This window comes from Streptomyces sp. NPDC033216 (assembly GCF_055577115.1).
In genome coordinates this window covers 41831-58812 of the sequence record NZ_JBVIQK010000010.1, presented here as the reverse complement: position 1 = coordinate 58812, position 16982 = coordinate 41831, and the positions used below count along the sequence as shown (strand labels likewise).

Sequence of the window (16982 nt, the reverse complement as noted above, 5' to 3'; positions counted from 1 at the left end):
CGGTCAGTGCTGGTAGCCGTAGACGCCGCGGGCCTGGTCGCGGACGAGGCGGCCCTTCTCCAGCTCGATGACGCGCTTGCGCATCTGGTCCACGATGTTCTGGTCGTGCGTCGCCATCACCACGGTGGTACCCGTCCGGTTGATCCGGTCGAGCAGTTTCATGATGCCGACGGAGGTCTGCGGGTCGAGGTTGCCGGTGGGCTCGTCGGCGATCAGCAGCTTGGGCCGGTTCACGAAGGCCCTGGCGATGGCCACCCGTTGCTGCTCACCACCGGACAGCTCGCCGGGCATCCGGTCCTCCTTGCCACCGAGCCCGACGAGGTCGAGCACCTGCGGCACGGACTTGCGGATCTCCCCGCGGGACTTGCCGATCACCTCCTGCGCGAAGGCGACGTTCTCGGCGACCGTCTTGTTGGGCAGCAGCCGGAAGTCCTGGAAGACCGTCCCCAACTGGCGGCGCATCTGCGGCACCTTCCAGTTGGACAGGCGCGCGAGGTCCTTGCCGAGGACGTGCACCTGACCGTGACTGCACCGCTCCTCACGGAGGACCAGCCGCAGGAAGGTGGACTTCCCGGAGCCGGAGGACCCCACGAGGAACACGAACTCGCCCTTCTCCACTTCCAGGGACACATCCCTGAGTGCGGGGCGGGTCTGCTTGGGGTAGACCTTGGAGACATTGTCGAATCGGATCACGGATGCACCACGGGTCGCCGGGGGTAGATGAGCGTGACCATACGCGAACCGGGGAGGCGTGCGCAGGCACCGGTCACGGTTGCGTGCGGCTTGTGCGTTTTTGTACGGCCACCGCCCTGTGAGGCAGCTCCTGCCGGGACCCCGCGCTGAATCCCGCGGAACCTGGCAGAGTGGAGGGGAACGTTTGCGTCAGGGCGGGCGTTCTCTACGTGGAACCGGTGCAAGGAGGGCGAGCGCATGACGTACGACCGGCTGGTGTGCGCTAACTGCGCCGCGCCCGTGAGCGAGGGCCGGTGCTCGGTGTGCCGCGCGAACCGCGAGCGGCTGCAACAGGACAACTTCTTCGCGGGACTGAACCCGATGGCACTGATCGCGCTGCTGGCGGTGCTGGTGGCCGCGGTGGCGCTGCTCGCCCACCAGACCGCGTAGCCCCGTACGACACCGACCCGTACGACACCGAAGGGCCCGGAGCTTCTCAGCTCCGGGCCCTTCGCGCGTACGTCACCTACCGGTGCGGCCGGCTACCGTCAGGCAGCGGCCCCGCCGCGGCCCTCCGCGAGACGCGGGAGAACACGGAAGCCGACGCCGCCGACGATCATCGTGGCGGCACCGATGATCAGGAACGTGGTCTGCCCGGCACCGGTCTCGGCCAGCTCCTTGCCACCGCCCTGGGCGGCGTTGTCGGAGGTCGTGTCCGAGGTGTCGGTCAGCGCGGAGCTGCCGACCTCCTGAGCGGCGGTGCCGTCGGGGGTGGTGCCGGAACCGCCGGTGGTGGAGCCACCGGAGGTCGAACCACCGGAGGTGGAGCCGCCACCCGTGGTGGAACCGCCGTCGGTGGAACCACCGGTGCTGCTGGACCCGCCGGTGGTGGAGGTGCCGCCGTTGCTGGCGCCACCGTTGTTGCCGCCACCGTTGTTGCCGCCACCGTTGCTCTGGTCACCCGAAGCAGCAGCGCCACCGTTGTTGCCGCCACCGTTGTTGCCGGCACCGCCGTTGTTGCCGCCACCGTTGTTGCCGGCGCCGCCGTTGCTCTGGTCACCCGAAGCAGCAGCGCCACCGTTGCTCTGGTCGCCCGAAGCAGCAGCGCCGCCGTTGCTCTGGTCGCCCGAAGCAGCAGCGCCGCCGTTGCTCTGGTCGCCCGAAGCAGCAGCGCCGCCGTTGCTCTGGTCGCCCGAAGCAGTAGCGCCACCGATCGAGGCGGCGCCGCCGACGGAGGCGGTCCCGGGCTCCTCGTCATCGCAGTCGGGGTCGGCGACGATGTCGCAGATCGGGTCGTCGCCCGTCTGCACCGTGACGTCACCGGACGTCTCCACAAGGCCGCTGAGGCCACCCTCGTCACCGGTGGCCGAAGCCACACCCGCCACGGTCAGCGAGGCGCCCGCGGCGATCACTGCGCCCGCGGCGATGCGCGCGATGCGGACGCGCGTCTTCTTGGTCATATGGTTGCTACCCCCAGTAGCCGAAATCGTCGATGAGGCCGCGCCGGGGCGGTGATCGACGGGGGTGGCCGGAACTGGCAGGGCCCCCCGGTTCACATGCGCCCCAGAGATACGCATGCCAAAGTGCACCCTTCCCATTTTTCAAAGCAACGTCAAGGCCGTTGCGCACGCAATGTCCAACTCAGCACGCTTTGCCGCACGTTGAAGGTGTGAGTGTGACGTAAAACCCAGACATGCCGGAAAGCGCAGGCAAGCGAAAAGGCAACCACCCCCACCCCGGGGGCAGTTGCCTTGTCGACAAAGTTACTTCTCCTGCTGCTTGCGCCAGCGAATGCCGGCCTCCAGGAACCCGTCGATCTCACCGTTGAAAACGGCCTCCGGGTTGCCGACCTCGAAGTCGGTGCGCAAGTCCTTCACCATCTGGTACGGGTGCAGGACGTAGGAACGCATCTGGTTGCCCCAGGAGTTGCCGCCGTCGCCCTTGAGGGCGTTCATCTTCTCCTGCTCCTCCTGGCGGCGCCGCTCGAGGAGCTTGGCCTGGAGGACGTTCATCGCGGTCGCCTTGTTCTGGATCTGCGACCGCTCGTTCTGACAGGAGACGACGATGCCGGTGGGGAGGTGGGTGAGGCGCACCGCGGAGTCGGTGGTGTTCACGCCCTGGCCGCCGGGGCCGGAGGAGCGGTAGACGTCCACGCGCAGTTCGGACTCGTCGATCTCGATGTGGTCGGTCTGCTCGACCACCGGGAGGACCTCGACGCCCGCGAAGGAGGTCTGGCGGCGCCCCTGGTTGTCGAAGGGCGAGATGCGCACCAGCCGGTGCGTGCCCTGCTCGACGGAGAGGGTGCCGTAGGCGTACGGGATCTGCACGGCGAAGGTGGTCGACTTGATGCCGGCCTCCTCGGCGTAGGAGGTCTCGTAGATCTCGGTCTTGTAGCCCTTCTGCTCGGCCCACCGCAGGTACATCCGCTGGAGCTTCTCGGCGAAGTCGGCGGCGTCGACGCCACCGGCCTCGGCGCGGATGTTGACGAGCGCCTCGCGGGAGTCGTACTCCCCGCTGAGCAGCGTCCGCACCTCCATCTCGTCCAGCGCCTTCTTGACGGCGACCAGCTCGGACTCGGCCTCGGCACGGGTGTCCGGGTCGTCCTCCTCCTCGGCCATCTCGAACAGCACGGAGAGATCGTCGATCCGGCCGCGCAGCGTGTCGGCCTTCCTGACCTCGGCCTGGAGGTGGGACAGCTTGCTGGTGATCTTCTGCGCCTCGTCCGGGTTGTCCCACAGGGACGGCGCGGCCGCCTGCTCCTCGAGCACGGCGATGTCTGCCCTCAGCTTGTCGAGGTCCAGAACGGCCTCGATCGACTCCATGGTCGAGGAGAGGGATTTGAGCTCTTCGGATACATCGACGACTGCCACCCCTCCAGCGTAACGGCTCCGCCAAGCGTGAGGCGCCGATGGCGGCACCAGCCGGGCCCGCCCGACATCACCCACCCGGCATCACCCACCCGGCATCACCCGGCCGGCATCACCCGGCCGACGGCGGACCTGTCGGCGCCGGTCGGGGGCGACCCGGTCCTTCTGGGGTGTTCCCGCCGGGGGAGTTCGAGGACGAGGCCGTCATGGGGCCGGAGCGCGGGCCCGGGGCGGCAGCCCTCAGGGGCAAGCCGGCAAGGTAGGGGCGGCGGGGCGGAACTCCTCGCTCAGGGCGACGCCGGCGCCGAGTTCCCCGACTCCCCGGGAACGGGTCCGGCCCCGTCGCCGTCCCCCGCCGTGGCCACCCACGTCCCCACCCCCGCCGCGGCCACCAGCACCGCGGCGGCCACCCCCACCACGAGCCGCCGCCGCCGAGTGGCCGCACGGTTGCGCGCCGACCCCGGCCGCGGCGCCCCCGCCGCCCGAGGCACCCGCGCGGTCCCGTGCGCCCCGCCCGCCAGCTCGTCCGGCGCGGGCACCCGCATCGAGGTGTGCGTGTCCCGGTTGGAGTCCGGCTTGGCGCCGGGCACCAGGGAGACCGACCCCCGCCGGGTCCGCCGGTCGGTGTCCGAGGGGACCGGCGCCTGCACGGTCTCGGCACGGCCCGCCCCCGGCTCGCCGTCCTCCGGCGCCTCCACGTCCGGCTCGTCCACGTCCAGTGGCGGCATCCCCGCCAGGATCGGCAGCTGCTCGCGCAGCCGGGCGGCCAGTTCGGAGGCCCGCAGCCGGGAGGCCGGCGCCTTGGCCAGGCACTGCACGATCAGCTGCCACAGCTCGTCGGGGATGCCGGGCAGCGGGGCGACGGACTCGGTGACGTGCCGGCGCAGCACCGCGCCCGGATGCCCGCCACCGAACGGCGTGAAGCCCGCGAGCAGCTCGTACAGCACGGTGGCCAGCGCGTAGATGTCCACCGAGGCCCGCGGCGGGAGGCCTTCGACGATCTCGGGGGCGAGGTAGTCCGGCGTGCCGATGATCTTCGTGGCGCGGGTCCGCTTGGGCGTGTCGATCAGCTTCGCGACGCCGAAGTCGGTCAGCAGGGCCCGGTGCGAGCCGCCGGGGCCGAGCGGGCCCCGCATGTCGAGGAGGATGTTCTCCGGTTTGACGTCCCGGTGGACGATCCCGGCGGCATGCGCGGCGGCGAGCCCCTCGGCGACGTCCGCGACGATCGCCACCGCGGCCTCGGGCGCGAGCCGGCGGTCCCGGTCGAGGCGGGTCCGCAGATCCGTGCCGCGGACCAGGTCCATGACGAGCGCGAGGTCGTTGCCGTCGACCACCAGGTCCCGTACGGAGACCACGTGGGGGTGTTCCAGACCGAGCAGGGCGGTGCGCTCCTGCACGAAGCGGCCCACCAGTTCCTCGTCGGAGGCGAGGTCCTCGCGCAGCAGCTTGACGGCGACGGGACCGTCCGGCCCCTCGCCCAGCCACACCGTGCCGGCGCTGCCGCGTCCCAGGATCTGGTGGGCGGTGTACCGGCTGCCGATCTTCCGTGCCAAGGCTGCTCCTACAGACGCGTGTTGCCGACGCTGCGCCATCCGGGGGCACTGGCGTCGGCTGCCAGGCCGCAGGCCCCCAGACCCCCGGCCGACAAAACTACGCGCCTCGCGACGCGATCCTCGCCTCGGGGACGGAAATCACCCGCCAGGAGTCGACAAATATCCAAAGTCGCGGGCGGATTCCCTCGGGCGGACCCGCCCGTCACGCTCAGCCGCCGGAGTTCTTCCCGAGATCGCCGATCCAGCCGCTCACGGTCTCGAACCAGTCGCCGAGCTGCTCCCAGTAGCCCTTGCCGGTGCCGATCCAGTCCTGAAGCGGACTCAGTTCCCAGACCAGCCAGCCGGCCACGACGAGGATGACGACCGTGAACAGGCAGCCCTTCAGGCAGCCGAGTCCGGGGATCTTCATCGGGTTGGCGCTTCGCTGCCTCGGCTCGCGCGGCTGCCGGGGCTGCCGGGGCTCCGGCGCGGGCCGCTGCTGGGGTTGCTGGGGCTGCGGGGTGTGCCGCTGGGGCCGGGGCTGCTGCTGCGGGGCGTACTGCTGCGGCTGCTGCTGGGGATGGCCGTAGCCCTGCTGGGGCCGCTGCTGCGGGCGCTGCTGGGGCCTCGGCTGCTGCGGGCGGGGCTGCTGCTGCGGGCGGGCCACCTGCCGCTGGGGGCGGCGGCGCAGCGGGTCGTCGTCGGGGTCGAGGTACTGGATCTGGGTCTGTTCGTTGCGGTCGCGGGCGGCACGCAGCTGGTTCTGCCAGGGGTGCGGTTCCTCCGGCTGCTGTCCCTGCGGTCCGTGTCCGCCGGGCTGGTGCGGCGGCACCGGCGGCATGACGGCCGTCGGGTCGGCGGCTCCCGCCGGGCCGCCGGTCTGCGGCAGGACGGCGGTGGGGTCCGCGGCGCCCGGCGGGTTGCCGGGCCCGGCGGTGTGCGGCAGCACGCTGGTCGCGGCGCTGGGGTCGTAGGCGCCTGTGGGCGCGCCGGGCACGGTCGCGGGCGCCGGGTCGGGCGCGAGCAGGTGGCTCACGCCCTCGGCCGCGGCGATCTGCATCGAGTTGGCGTGCACACCGACGCCCTCGGCGACGACGCGAAGCCCGCGCGCGAGGTTCTCGGCGCTGGGGCGTTCGTCGGGGTTCTTGCGCAGGCAGCGCTCTATGACCGTCCACAGCGGCTCGGGCACGGTGGAGGGGCGGCGCGGTTCGGCGCTCAGGTGCTGGTGGAGGACCTCCAGGGCCGAGCTGCCGGAGAACGGCGGGCGTCCGGTGACCAGCTCGTACAGCAGGATGCCGGCGCCGTAGATGTCGACGGCGGAGGTCTGCGGGCGGCCCTCGGCGGATTCCGGCGCGACGTACGCGGGCGTGCCGACGAACTCGCTGGTGCGGGTGAGGCCCGGGGAGTCGGCGAGGCGCGCGATGCCGAAGTCGGTGAGCAGCGGGTGCATCTGCCCGCCGTCCTGGAGAAGCAGGACGTTGGCCGGCTTCAGGTCGCGGTGGACTACGCCGTCGGCGTGACTCGCGGCGAGGGCGTCGGCGATCTGCGCGGTGAGCAGCGCGGCCGCGACGGGCGTGAAGGGGCCGTTCTCGCGGAGGTAGCGGTGCAGGTCGGGGCCTTCGACGAGGTCCATGACCAAGGCCAGCAGATCGCCCTCGACGACCAGGTCGCGGACCCGGACGATGTTGGGGTGGGTCAGCCGGAGCAGCACGGAGCGCTCCCGCAGGAAGCGCATCACGATGTCGGGGTCGCTCGCGAGTTCTTCTTTGAGGACCTTGATCGCCACGGTCTCGCCGGGCTGACCGGCCACGGCCGCCTCGGCGCCCGCGGTCTCGCGCTGGCGGGCTCGCCAGACGGTGCCCGTGGCGCCGCGTCCGAGCGGCTCCTCGAGCAGGTACTTGCTGCCGACTGGCCGCACGTCACGCGCTCCCTGCTGCTTGCTTGCCTGTGTTCCGACCCACTGTAGTGCCGTGCCCCCGGCACCGGGCTGTCGTCTTCCTATGGTCCTTTCGTACGCCCTTGCGTACGGCTACGCGCCCCGCCCGTACAAGTTCGAAGGAAAGACGCTCACCTCGGTCCGTTGGTTGCCGAGGGCGGACGTGACCGATCTCAAGCGGTCATCCGTACGTCATGGGTCAGGCACTTTTACGGGCAGAGCCGACCAATCAAGATCACTTGTCCCCCGGTTGCGGGCGCATTGTCAGTGACAGGTGCGAGGATGCCTGGAGTACTGGCCGACGTGCTCGTGTGGGGTGGGGGAAAGTCCGCGCCCGGGCAGAAGGGACCGCTGACGGCGATGCAGATCCGGCTGACCGTCGTAGACCCGCAGGGCCCGCCCGGGGACACGCGGGGCCGAGCCGCGAGCTGCGACGTGCTGGTCACGGCGCCGGCCGGCGCGGCTCTGGCGGCGGTGGCGTCCGCCCTGGCCGCGGCGGTCTCCGGGGAGGGGGGCACTGCTCCGTCCGGGGGAGCCCAGCCCGTGCTGTACGCGGGCGCGCTGCGGCTGGACGCCCAGCGCTGCACCCTCGGCGAACCACCCCTGATCGACGGCGCCGTGCTGTGCCTGGGCGCCCCGGCTGACCCCGAACCGCATCCGGAGGTCGACGACGCCCCGGCCCGGCTGCACGTGGTGGCGGGGCCGGACGCGGGCGGGGTCCATCTGCTGCACGGCGGCCAGATCCGCGTCGGCCGCTCCGCCGACGCCGACGTCCCGCTCGACGACCCGGACGTCTCCCGCCTGCACTGCGCGGTGACGCTCGCCGCCGACGGCCGGGTCACGGTCGCCGACCTCGGCTCCACCAACGGCACCACCCTGGACGGCACGCGCGTGCAGGGCCGCCCGCTCCGGTTCACCCCGGGCGCCCTGCTGCGCGTCGGCGAGTCGGCCCTGCGGCTGGCGCCGCCCGGCCGTCCCGCCGCCCGGACGGCCACGACACCCGACGGGGAGGGCCACATCCGGGTGCCGTGCGCGGGCCCGGAGCCCGAGACCGCCCCCGCACGCGGGTTCCCCACCGCCGAGGACACCCGCCCCGCGCATGCGAGCGGCGGCCCGCCCTCCGCCCCCACCGGCCACGCCCACGGCACGGTCGACTGGCACGGCTCGGCACCCACCCGCGGCGAGCGCGCGCCCACGGCGCTGGTGCCGGGCCAGGGCGGCGCACCGCCCCTCGAGAGCGACGGCGCCACCCACGGCGGCCGCTCGGGCCTCGGCTCCTTCACCGACCCCTCGGAGGCCGGCGGCCCGCACCGGCCCGTCCTGGGGGAGGAGGACGGCGGCACCTCCCGCAAGGGCACGCCCCTGCGCGGCACCGAGGTGCCGCAGGGCCTGCGTAGGCGGGGCGGTCTGTCCGCCTGGGCCCGCCGGCTGACCGGCGGACGCGGCGGCCCGCAGGAGACGGACGATCCGGCGGCGTACGGCGAATACGACGAACAGGCGCCCGCGGCGGCGGAGGAACCGCCCGTCGGCGTGCCGTCCGCCCCGGACACCTGGCCGGACCCGGCCGCCCTGCTGCTGACCGCGCTCGGTCCCGGCCCGCGCCTGTGGGAGCGCGGACCGGGCCACCCCGAGACGCTCGCGGTCCGGCTGGGCACGGCCGACCGGGTGGCGCCCGACGGATCGCTGCTGCCGGCCGTGCCGGTGACGGCGGGTCTGCGCGAGGTCGGCGCCCTGGGTCTGGCCGGGCCGCGCCCGAGGCTGGCCGGGCTGGCGCGCGCGGTGCTGGCGCAGCTCGCCGCGCTGCACTCCCCGGACCTGCTGGAGATCGTGCTGATCAGCACGGACCGCGCGCGTTCCGAGGAGGAGCGCGTCGCCGAGTGGTCCTGGCTCGGCTGGCTGCCGCAACTGCGACCGGGACACGGTCAGGACTGCCGTCTCCTCCTCGCCCACGACCGCGACCAGGCCGCCGCCCGCACCGACGAACTGCTGCGCCGCCTGGAGGACCGTCTGACGGACGGCGTGGCGGCGCCCGCGCCCCTCCCCGCCCCGCGCGGCACGCCCCGCCGCCCCTCGTGGGCGGTGGCGGACGACGCCGGGGACGGCTTCCCCGGCCCGTACACCGTCCTCGTCGTGGACGGCGACCCCGGCGGCGCGGACCTGCGCGAGGCGACGGCACGGCTGGCCACGGCCGGCCCACGGGCCGGGATCCACGTTCTCTGCCTGGCCGAGACGGCCGCCGCCTCCCCCGCCGCGCCGGTGACCGACGTGTACGAGGCGGCCTGCGCGGCGGCACCCACGTTCCGCGCGTGCGGGGCGGTCGCCCTGCTCAGCGGGGATGTGGCGACCGCCCTGCGGCTGCTGCGGGTCGCCCCGGCCGGATCGGAGTCCGAGCGGGCGGGCCCGGTGGGCCATGGCACGGTCGGTGCCGTCGACGCGGTCTCCGCCGCCTGGGCTGAGCGGTTCGCGCGCGCCCTGGCGCCGCTGCGCCCCGAGGCCGTCTCCGGCGGCGACCGCCCCGCGCGCGTGTCCGCCCCGCTGCCCCAGTCGGCGCGCCTCCTGGACGAGTTGGGCCTGGCCCGCGCGACCCCGGCCTCCCTGATGGCCCGCTGGGCCGACGCGGCCGACGACACCGAGGCGCTCGGCGGCCGGGCCTCGGCCGTACTCGGCGCGGGCCCGCGCGGCCCCGTCTCCGTGGACCTGTCCGCCGAGGGCCCCCATCTGCTGATCGAGGGCCCGCCCGGCAGCGGGCGTACGGAACTGCTGCGGGCGGTCGTCGCCTCACTGGCCGCCGCCGAGCGCCCCGACCGGCTCGGCATCGTCCTGCTGGACGGCCGGGACACCGTCGGCAAGGCGGGCGCCGGCCACGGTGAGGGCCTGCGGGTCTGCACCGACGTACCGCACGTCACCACGCATCTCACCGCCAACGATTCGGTCCGCATGCGGGAGTTCGCGCAGTCGCTGAGCGCCGAACTGAAGCGGCGGGCGGAGTTGCTCGGGCGGTCCGACTTCGCCGAGTGGCACACGCACCGCGCGGTGTCCGGCCGTATCGTGCCGCAGCGCCAGCCGGCCGGCGGCGGGACCGGTGCCGCCGACCTCGACACACCGCCCAGTTCGACCCTGCGGCTGCGTCCCGGCGCGGCGGCCCGCCGGCAGACGGAGGCGGCCCCGCCGCTGCCCCGCCTGGTCGTCGTGGTGGACGATCTGGACGCCCTGGTCTCGCCCGCGCTCGGCTCCCCCGGCCGCCCCGCCGCCGGTTCGGTGATGCGCGCGCTGGAGTCGGTGGCCCGCGAGGGCGAGCGGCTCGGCGTGCACCTGGTGGCCGCCACCGGTCCGGGCGGCCGTACCGCCGAGTCCGAGCCCGCCCGGCGGGCCACGCTGCGGATCGCCCTCGAAGCACCCGGCTCGGGCGCCGACGAACCGGCTCCCGGCCGTGGCCGCCTCAGGGGCGCGGACGGACGGCTCATCCCCTTCCAGGGCGGCCGGGTCACCGGCCGCATCCCCCGCACCGCGACCCTGCGCCCCACGGTCGTCCCCCTGGAGTGGCAGCGCATGGGCGATCCCCCGACCCGCAGACCCGTCCGCGAACTGGGCAACGGCCCCACCGACCTCGCCCTCCTGGCCAGCGCCCTGGAACGGGCGGCCCGCGAGGTGTCGGCGGCGGAGGTGCCGTCGCTGCTCTGAGCGGGGGCACCTCGACTCAGCCCCTCCGGGGGCGCCCCTCCGGGGGACTTGGGGACCATGCCCGTTCAGGGCCGAAGCGGACGTCCGGGGGCGGCAGCCCCCCGGACGGCGCCCGCACGGGCGAACACGCACCCTCCCGTCACGACGCGGTCACGATCTCCCGCTTGACACGGCACGCGCACTTGCCGACCTCACGCACCCGGCGTAGACCAGTGCCACGGAACAGCGCTCGACGTTCGACGAGGAACGAAGAACGGGGCAGTGATGCGCAGCACGAGCAACACCATCCGGACACGCACGACCGTGAAGACGGCCGCCACGATCCTCGCGGGAGCACTCGCGCTCTCGCTCACCGCGTGCGGCGGCGACGACGACAAGAGCGGCGGAAACGAGAGCACCGGCCCGAAGGCGTCCGGCGACGCCCTCGCCCTCCCTGACCTGGACGGCACGACGCTGGAGGTCGCGGCCGTCTGGACGGGCCCGGAGCAGGCCAACTTCAAGAAGGTGCTGGCCGAGTTCGAGAAACGCACGGGCGCGAAGGTCACCTTCGTACCGGCGCAGGACCCGATCATCAACTTCCTCGGGTCGAAGGTCGCGGGCGGTCAGCCACCGGACGTGGCGATGCTGCCGCAGCCGGGCGCCATCAAGCAGGCCGTGGACAAGAAGTGGGCCAAGCCGCTCGGTCCGGAGGCGCTCGAGGAGTTGCAGAAGAACTACTCGCAGGGCTGGCAGGACATCGGCAAGGTCGGCGGGGAGCAGTACGGCGTCTACTACAAGGCCGCCAACAAGTCGCTGATCTGGTACAACGCCAAGGTCTTCGAGAACGCGGGCGCGTCCGAACCCAAGACGTGGGACGAGCTGCTGACGACCGCGCAGACCGTCTACGACTCCGGTGTCACCCCCTTCTCGATCCCCGGCGCGGACGGCTGGCCGCTGACCGACTGGTTCGAGAACGTGTATCTCTCCCAGGCCGGCCCCGAGAAGTACGACCAGTTGGCCAAGCACGAGATCAAGTGGACGGACCCCTCCGTGAAGGAGGCGCTGACCACGCTCGCGCAGATCTGGGGCAAGAAGGACTACGTGGCGGGCGGCGCCGACGGCGCCCTCCAGACGCAGTTCCCGAACTCCGTCACCCAGACCTTCACCGGCGGTGACCAGCCGAAGGCCGCGATGGTCTACGAGGGCGACTTCGTGCAGGTCAACATCGCACAGACGGACGCCAAGGTGGGCACGGACGCGAAGGTGTTCCCGTTCCCGAAGGTCGGCGACACCGCGCCGGTGGTCTCCGGCGGTGACGCGGCGGTCATCCTGAAGGACTCCAAGGGCGCGCAGGCGCTGGCGACCTTCCTGGCCTCACCGGAGGCGGCGGAGATCCAGGCGAAGCTGGGCGGATACCTCTCGCCGAACAAGAACGTCGACCTGGCGGCGTACCCGAACGACGTGCAGCGCAAGATCGCCGAGGCGCTGGTCGCGGCGGGCGACGACTTCCGCTTCGACATGTCCGACCAGGCCCCGCAGGCGTTCGGCGGTACGCCCGGCAAGGGCGAGTGGAAGGACCTCCAGGACTTCCTGAAGAACCCGACGGACGTGGCCGGTATCCAGGCGAAGCTGGAGTCGGACGCGGCAGCGGCGTACGGGAACTGAGCCGGTGGCATCGGCCGGTGCGGCGGGGGCTCCCGGAGCCCCCGCCCCTCCTCGCTCGCGCCGAAGCGTGACCGGCACCCGCAGGGCGGTGGCGGCGCTGTTCCTGCTGCCCGCCCTGGTGCTGCTGGGCGCGCTCGTGGTCTACCCGATCGGGTACTCGGTCGTGCGCAGTTTCTACGACCAGTCCGGCGACGGCTTCGCCGGCATCGACAACTACAAGGCCCTCTTCACCGACGACGGCATCCGCACGGCGCTGAAGAACAACGTCCTGTGGGTGGTGTTCGCGCCGACCGTGGCGACCGCCCTCGGACTGATCTTCGCGGTGCTGACGGAACGCATCCGCTGGGGTACCGCGTTCAAGCTGGTCGTCTTCATGCCGATGGCGATCTCGATGCTCGCCGCCGGCATCATCTTCCGGCTGGTGTACGACCAGGACCCGGACAAGGGCGTGGCGAACGCGGTCTGGGTCGGCGTGCACGACACGTTCGCGCAGTCGTCGGCGTTCCCCAAGGCCCACCCCGGCCGCCAGTCGCCGCTGGAGTCCGCGAAGGGCGGCGCGTTCCTCACCAAGGAGCCGGTCCGCGCGGGCGACCCGGTCTCCCTGCCGCTGGTCGGGGTGCCCCCGGAGCAGATGCCCGACAGCGCGGAGAAGGCCGAGCCGGCCCAGCCCGAGACGGGCAAGGTCACCGGCACGGCCTGGCAGGACTTCACCCGCGGCAAGGGCGTCGGGACACTCGGCTCCCCGGACCCGACCGAGCTGGGCTACGCCGGGATGCGGATCGAGGCGGTCAGGGACGGCCAGGTCGTGGCGTCGACCACCGCGGCCGACGACGGCACCTTCACCCTGCCCGAGGAGGCCGACGGGGCCCGACTGCGTCTGCCCGCGAGCAACTTCAAGGAGGCCTACAACGGCCTGGACTGGCTCGGCCCGTCGCTGGTCACGCCGGCCATCATCGGGTCGTACATCTGGATGTGGGCGGGCTTCGCGATGGTGCTGATCGCAGCCGGGCTGGCCAGTGTGCCGCGCGAGCTGATGGAAGCGGCGCGGGTGGACGGGGCGAACGAGTGGCAGGTGTTCCGCAGGGTCACCGTGCCGCTGCTCGCCCCGGTCCTCGCGGTGGTCACCGTCACCCTCATGATCAACGTCCTGAAGGTGTTCGACCTGGTCTTCATCATCGCGCCCGGCTCCTCCCAGGACGACGCGAACGTGCTCGCCCTGGAGCTGTACCGCAAGGGCTTCTCCGAGGACCAACCGGGCATCGCCAGCGCCATCGCGGTGTTCCTGCTGCTGCTGGTGATCCCTGTGATGTGGTTCAACGTGCGTCGGCTGCGACGGGAGGTACGGCGATGAAGGCCCCCGTCGAGACCGTGAGGCCCGAGCGTTCGCTGGGCGGGCGGATCGTGGAGAAGCTGGGCGGCGGGGCGGTCCGGGTGTTCCTGATCCTGATCGGCCTGTTCTGGCTGGTGCCGACGATCGGTCTGCTGATCTCCTCGCTGCGCTCCCCGGAGGACATGAGCGCGAGCGGCTGGTGGAAGGTGTTCGCCGAGCCGTCCCAGCTCACCGTGGACAGTTACCGGAAACTGCTGGAGAACGGCGACATCACCAGCTCCCTCCTCAACACGGTGCTGATCACCGTCCCGGCGACCGTCCTGGTCGTCGTCATCGGCTCGCTCGCCGGATACGCGTTCGCCTGGATGGAGTTCCCCGGCCGGGACTGGTGGTTCCTGGGCGTGGTGGGCCTGCTGGTGGTGCCCGTGCAGGTGGCGCTGATCCCGATCGCCGAACTGTTCGGCAAGCTCGGCCTGTTCGGGTCCGTTCTCGGCGTGATCCTCTTCCATGTGGGCTTCGGCCTGCCGTTCGCGGTGTTCCTGCTGCGGAACTTCTTCGCGGAGATCCCCCGCGAGCTGCTGGAGGCGGCCCGGCTGGACGGCGCCGGTGAACTGCGCCTGTTCACGACGGTCGTGATGCCGCTGGGCGGGCCGGCGATCGCGAGCCTGGGCATCTTCCAGTTCCTGTGGGTGTGGAACGACATGCTGGTGGCACTGGTGTTCACCGACGCCGACAGCCAGCCGATCACGGTGGCGCTCCAGACCCAGGTACGGCAGTTCGGCAACAACATCGACGTGCTGGCACCCGGCGCGTTCATCTCGATGGTGATCCCGCTGGCCGTGTTCTTCGCCTTCCAGCGGCAGTTCGTGTCCGGCGTGATGGCCGGCGCGGTCAAGTAGGCGGTCCGGCAAGGGGGGTGGGCGTCACCGGCCCACCCCCCTCCGTTCACCGGGTGTCCCCCGGATGCCGTAGGCGAACGTAACCAAGTCACTCCATCGGCCGTTGCCCGGACCAGGCCCTGTCATCCGCGCCGACCCATGGATGTCCCTTGCCCAGGTTCAGTGTCATCGTCCCCGCGTACCAGGTTCAGGCGTACCTGCACGAGTGCCTCGACTCCGTGCTCTCCCAGTCGTACCCCGATTTCGAACTGATCGCCGTCGACGACGGTTCGCCGGACGCGTGCGGCGAGATCATCGACGAGTTCGCGGCCCGCGACACCCGCGTGCGCGCCCTGCACCTGCCGGAGAACGCCGGCCTGGGCCACGCGCGCAACGCGGGCCTCGCCCAGGCCACCGGCGACTACCTGCTGTTCCTCGACTCCGACGACACGCTCACCCCGGACGCGCTGCGCGCCATCGCCGACCGGCTGAAGGACACCGGCGAGCCCGACGTCCTGGTGTACGACTACGCGACGGCGTTCTGGACGGGTGAGACCGAGCGCAACCGGTTCGCCGAGCAGCTCACCGAGCGGGGTCCGGCGCCCTTCCGGCTGGAGGACCGGCCGGGGCTGCTCAGGGTGCTGATGGTCGCCTGGAACAAGGCGTACCGGCGGGAATTCGTCGAGCGGACCGGCCTGGCCTTCCCGCCCGGCTACTACGAGGACACCCCGTGGACCTACCCGGCGCTGATGGCCGCCGAATCGATCGCGACCCTGGACCGGGTCTGCGTCCACTACCGGCGGCGCCGCGGCGGGAACATCCTGTCCACCACCAGCCGCCGGCACTTCGACGTCCTCGACCAGTACGACCGCGTGTTCGCGTTCATCGACCAGCGGCCCGAACTCGCGCGCTGGCGACCTGTGTTGTTCCGCCGCATGATCGACCACCTGACGACGGTGTTCACCAGGCCGGACCGGCTGCCACCCGGTTCCCGCGGCGAGTTCCTGCGCCGGGCCCGCGCCCACTACCGCCGCTACCGCACGCCCGGCGCGCCCGTCCCGCTGCGCGCCCGGGTGCGCCACGGCCTCGTCCGCTTCGGCCTGCACCGCACCTACCGGATGCTCCAGGCCGCCGCGGTCCTGCGCCGCCGTACCGGTGGGCTCGCCGCGAGACTCGGCCGCGCCCTCAAGGCCGTCTGTCTCCACCTCCACTACCGGATCCAGCTGCGGCTCCCGTTGCGCGACGACCGGGCGGTCTTCGCCGCCTACTGGGGCCGCGGCCACGGCTGCAACCCGGGCGCGCTGGAGAGCGCGTTCCGCGCCTTTGCCCCGCAGGTGCGCACGGCATGGGTCGCCCGTCCCGAGCACCAGCACACCATCCCGCCGGGCCCGCGCCCGCTGCGTCCCGGCACCGCGGCCTACTGGACGGCGCTGGCCCGCTCCAAGTACCTGGTGAACAACGTCAACTTCGACCGCCGACTGGTCAAGCGCCCCGGACAGATCTTCGTGCAGACCCAACACGGCACCCCGCTCAAGCACATGGGCCTCGACCTCCAGGAGCGCCCCGCGGCCGCCCGCGACATGGACTTCGCGGAGCTGCTGAGGGGCGTCGACAAGTGGGACTACGTCCTGTCCGCCAACCGGCACACCACCCTCACCTGGGAACGCGTCTATCCAGGCGGCTACACCACGCTGGAGTACGGCTATCCCCGCAACGACGTCTTCCAGCGCGCCACCGCCGAGGACGTGGCCCGGCTGCGCGAGGAGTTGGGCATCCCCCGCGACACGGTGGCCATCCTGTACGCCCCCACCCACCGCGACTACCGCCGCACCCAGCGGTCGGCCCTCGACCTGGAGCGGCTCCTGGACCGGCTGGGCCCGCGTTTCGTGATCCTGGCCCGCGCCCACTACTGGCAGCCCACCGCCCCGCCCGCCGACGGCCGGGTCATCGACGTCAGCGGCCATCCGAGCGTGGAGTCCCTCTGCCTGGCGTCGGACGCCCTGGTCACCGACTACTCGTCGATCATGTTCGACTACGCCGACCTGGACCGCCCGATCGTCATCCACGCCGCTGACTGGGAGGCCTACGAGGCGGCCCGCGGCACGTATTTCGACGTGCGCGCGTTCCCGCCGGGCGCGGTCGCCCGCAGCGAGGACGAACTGGTCGACATCTTCGCGACCGGCCACTGGCGCGGCTCCCGCTCGGCCCAGCTGCGCGCCGCGTTCCGCGAGCGGTTCTGCCCGTACGGCGACGGACGCGCCGCCGAGCGCGTCGTACGACGGGTCGTGCTGGGCGAGACGGAGCTGCCGCCCGTCGTGCCGCTCGCCGAGCGCCGTCCCGTGCCGTCGGCGGCGTCGACGCACACGCGGCCGGCGCTGACCACCGTGCCGCAGCCTTCGGGCCCTCGCGTCACCCGTCCCTAGGGCGCCTCACCGAACGTGC

11 protein-coding genes are annotated in these 16982 nt (G+C 72.5%); 6 read left to right on the top strand and 5 right to left on the bottom strand.

The features are described from left to right. Positions 1-3: 3 nt before the first annotated feature. Positions 4-693 carry a cell division ATP-binding protein FtsE gene (ftsE, locus tag ACZ5Y0_RS19800; protein ID WP_067235911.1) on the bottom strand — a complete coding sequence of 230 codons (690 nt, stop codon included), beginning with the start codon at positions 691-693 and terminating at the stop codon, positions 4-6. Between the two features lie 237 nt (positions 694-930). Here ftsE and ACZ5Y0_RS19795 point away from each other — a divergent pair, with 237 nt between their 5' ends. After that, positions 931-1122 carry a hypothetical protein gene (locus ACZ5Y0_RS19795; RefSeq protein WP_469129975.1) on the top strand — a complete coding sequence of 64 codons (192 nt, stop codon included), beginning with the start codon at positions 931-933 and terminating at the stop codon, positions 1120-1122. A 98-nt stretch (positions 1123-1220) separates the two neighbouring features. Here ACZ5Y0_RS19795 and ACZ5Y0_RS19790 read toward each other — a convergent pair whose 3' ends face one another. From ACZ5Y0_RS19790 to ACZ5Y0_RS19775, 4 genes are all read right to left on the bottom strand, one after another. Continuing rightward, the gene (locus tag ACZ5Y0_RS19790; RefSeq protein ID WP_469129974.1) at positions 1221-2132 is read right to left on the bottom strand and encodes a hypothetical protein; all 912 of its coding nucleotides are present in this window, start codon (positions 2130-2132) and stop codon (positions 1221-1223) included. Positions 2133-2435: 303 nt separating this feature from the next. Next, positions 2436-3542: a peptide chain release factor 2 gene (prfB, locus tag ACZ5Y0_RS19785; RefSeq protein ID WP_467512395.1), complete on the bottom strand. Its 1107-nt coding sequence runs from the start codon at positions 3540-3542 to the stop codon at positions 2436-2438. Positions 3543-3826: 284 nt separating this feature from the next. Next, positions 3827-5092: a serine/threonine-protein kinase gene (locus tag ACZ5Y0_RS19780; RefSeq protein ID WP_469129973.1), complete on the bottom strand. Its 1266-nt coding sequence runs from the start codon at positions 5090-5092 to the stop codon at positions 3827-3829. Between the two features lie 208 nt (positions 5093-5300). Further along, on the bottom strand, positions 5301-6989 hold the full coding sequence (locus ACZ5Y0_RS19775) for a serine/threonine-protein kinase (protein WP_469129972.1): 1689 nt from the start codon (positions 6987-6989) through the stop codon (positions 5301-5303). A 378-nt stretch (positions 6990-7367) separates the two neighbouring features. Here ACZ5Y0_RS19775 and ACZ5Y0_RS19770 point away from each other — a divergent pair, with 378 nt between their 5' ends. The 5 genes from ACZ5Y0_RS19770 to ACZ5Y0_RS19750 all read left to right on the top strand — a co-directional run bounded on the left by ACZ5Y0_RS19770 (position 7368) and on the right by ACZ5Y0_RS19750 (position 16963). Beyond that, positions 7368-10688 carry an FHA domain-containing protein gene (locus ACZ5Y0_RS19770; RefSeq protein ID WP_469130149.1) on the top strand — a complete coding sequence of 1107 codons (3321 nt, stop codon included), beginning with the start codon at positions 7368-7370 and terminating at the stop codon, positions 10686-10688. Positions 10689-10952: 264 nt separating this feature from the next. Continuing rightward, complete coding sequence (locus tag ACZ5Y0_RS19765; RefSeq protein ID WP_469129971.1) at positions 10953-12332, top strand: ABC transporter substrate-binding protein; 1380 nt, start codon at positions 10953-10955, stop codon at positions 12330-12332. 67 nt (positions 12333-12399) lie between these two features. Further along, entirely contained in the window at positions 12400-13683 is a 1284-nt protein-coding gene (locus ACZ5Y0_RS19760; RefSeq protein WP_469129970.1) for a carbohydrate ABC transporter permease, read from the top strand. Further along, on the top strand, positions 13680-14561 hold the full coding sequence (locus tag ACZ5Y0_RS19755) for a carbohydrate ABC transporter permease (protein WP_469129969.1): 882 nt from the start codon (positions 13680-13682) through the stop codon (positions 14559-14561). Before ACZ5Y0_RS19760 ends, ACZ5Y0_RS19755 begins: the two co-directional genes overlap by 4 nt. A 149-nt stretch (positions 14562-14710) precedes the next feature. Continuing rightward, a complete protein-coding gene (locus tag ACZ5Y0_RS19750; protein WP_469129968.1) occupies positions 14711-16963 on the top strand; it encodes a bifunctional glycosyltransferase/CDP-glycerol:glycerophosphate glycerophosphotransferase in 2253 nt (750 codons plus the stop codon). Positions 16964-16982 lie beyond the last annotated feature (19 nt).

Coding starts and splice junctions, on each gene's coding strand:
- ACZ5Y0_RS19795 (WP_469129975.1), top strand. CDS start 931: ATGACGTACGACCGGCTGGTGTGCGCTAACTGCGCCGCGCCCGTGAGC.
- ACZ5Y0_RS19790 (WP_469129974.1), bottom strand. CDS start 2,132: ATGACCAAGAAGACGCGCGTCCGCATCGCGCGCATCGCCGCGGGCGCA.
- ACZ5Y0_RS19770 (WP_469130149.1), top strand. CDS start 7,368: ATGCAGATCCGGCTGACCGTCGTAGACCCGCAGGGCCCGCCCGGGGAC.
- ACZ5Y0_RS19765 (WP_469129971.1), top strand. CDS start 10,953: ATGCGCAGCACGAGCAACACCATCCGGACACGCACGACCGTGAAGACG.
- ACZ5Y0_RS19755 (WP_469129969.1), top strand. CDS start 13,680: ATGAAGGCCCCCGTCGAGACCGTGAGGCCCGAGCGTTCGCTGGGCGGG.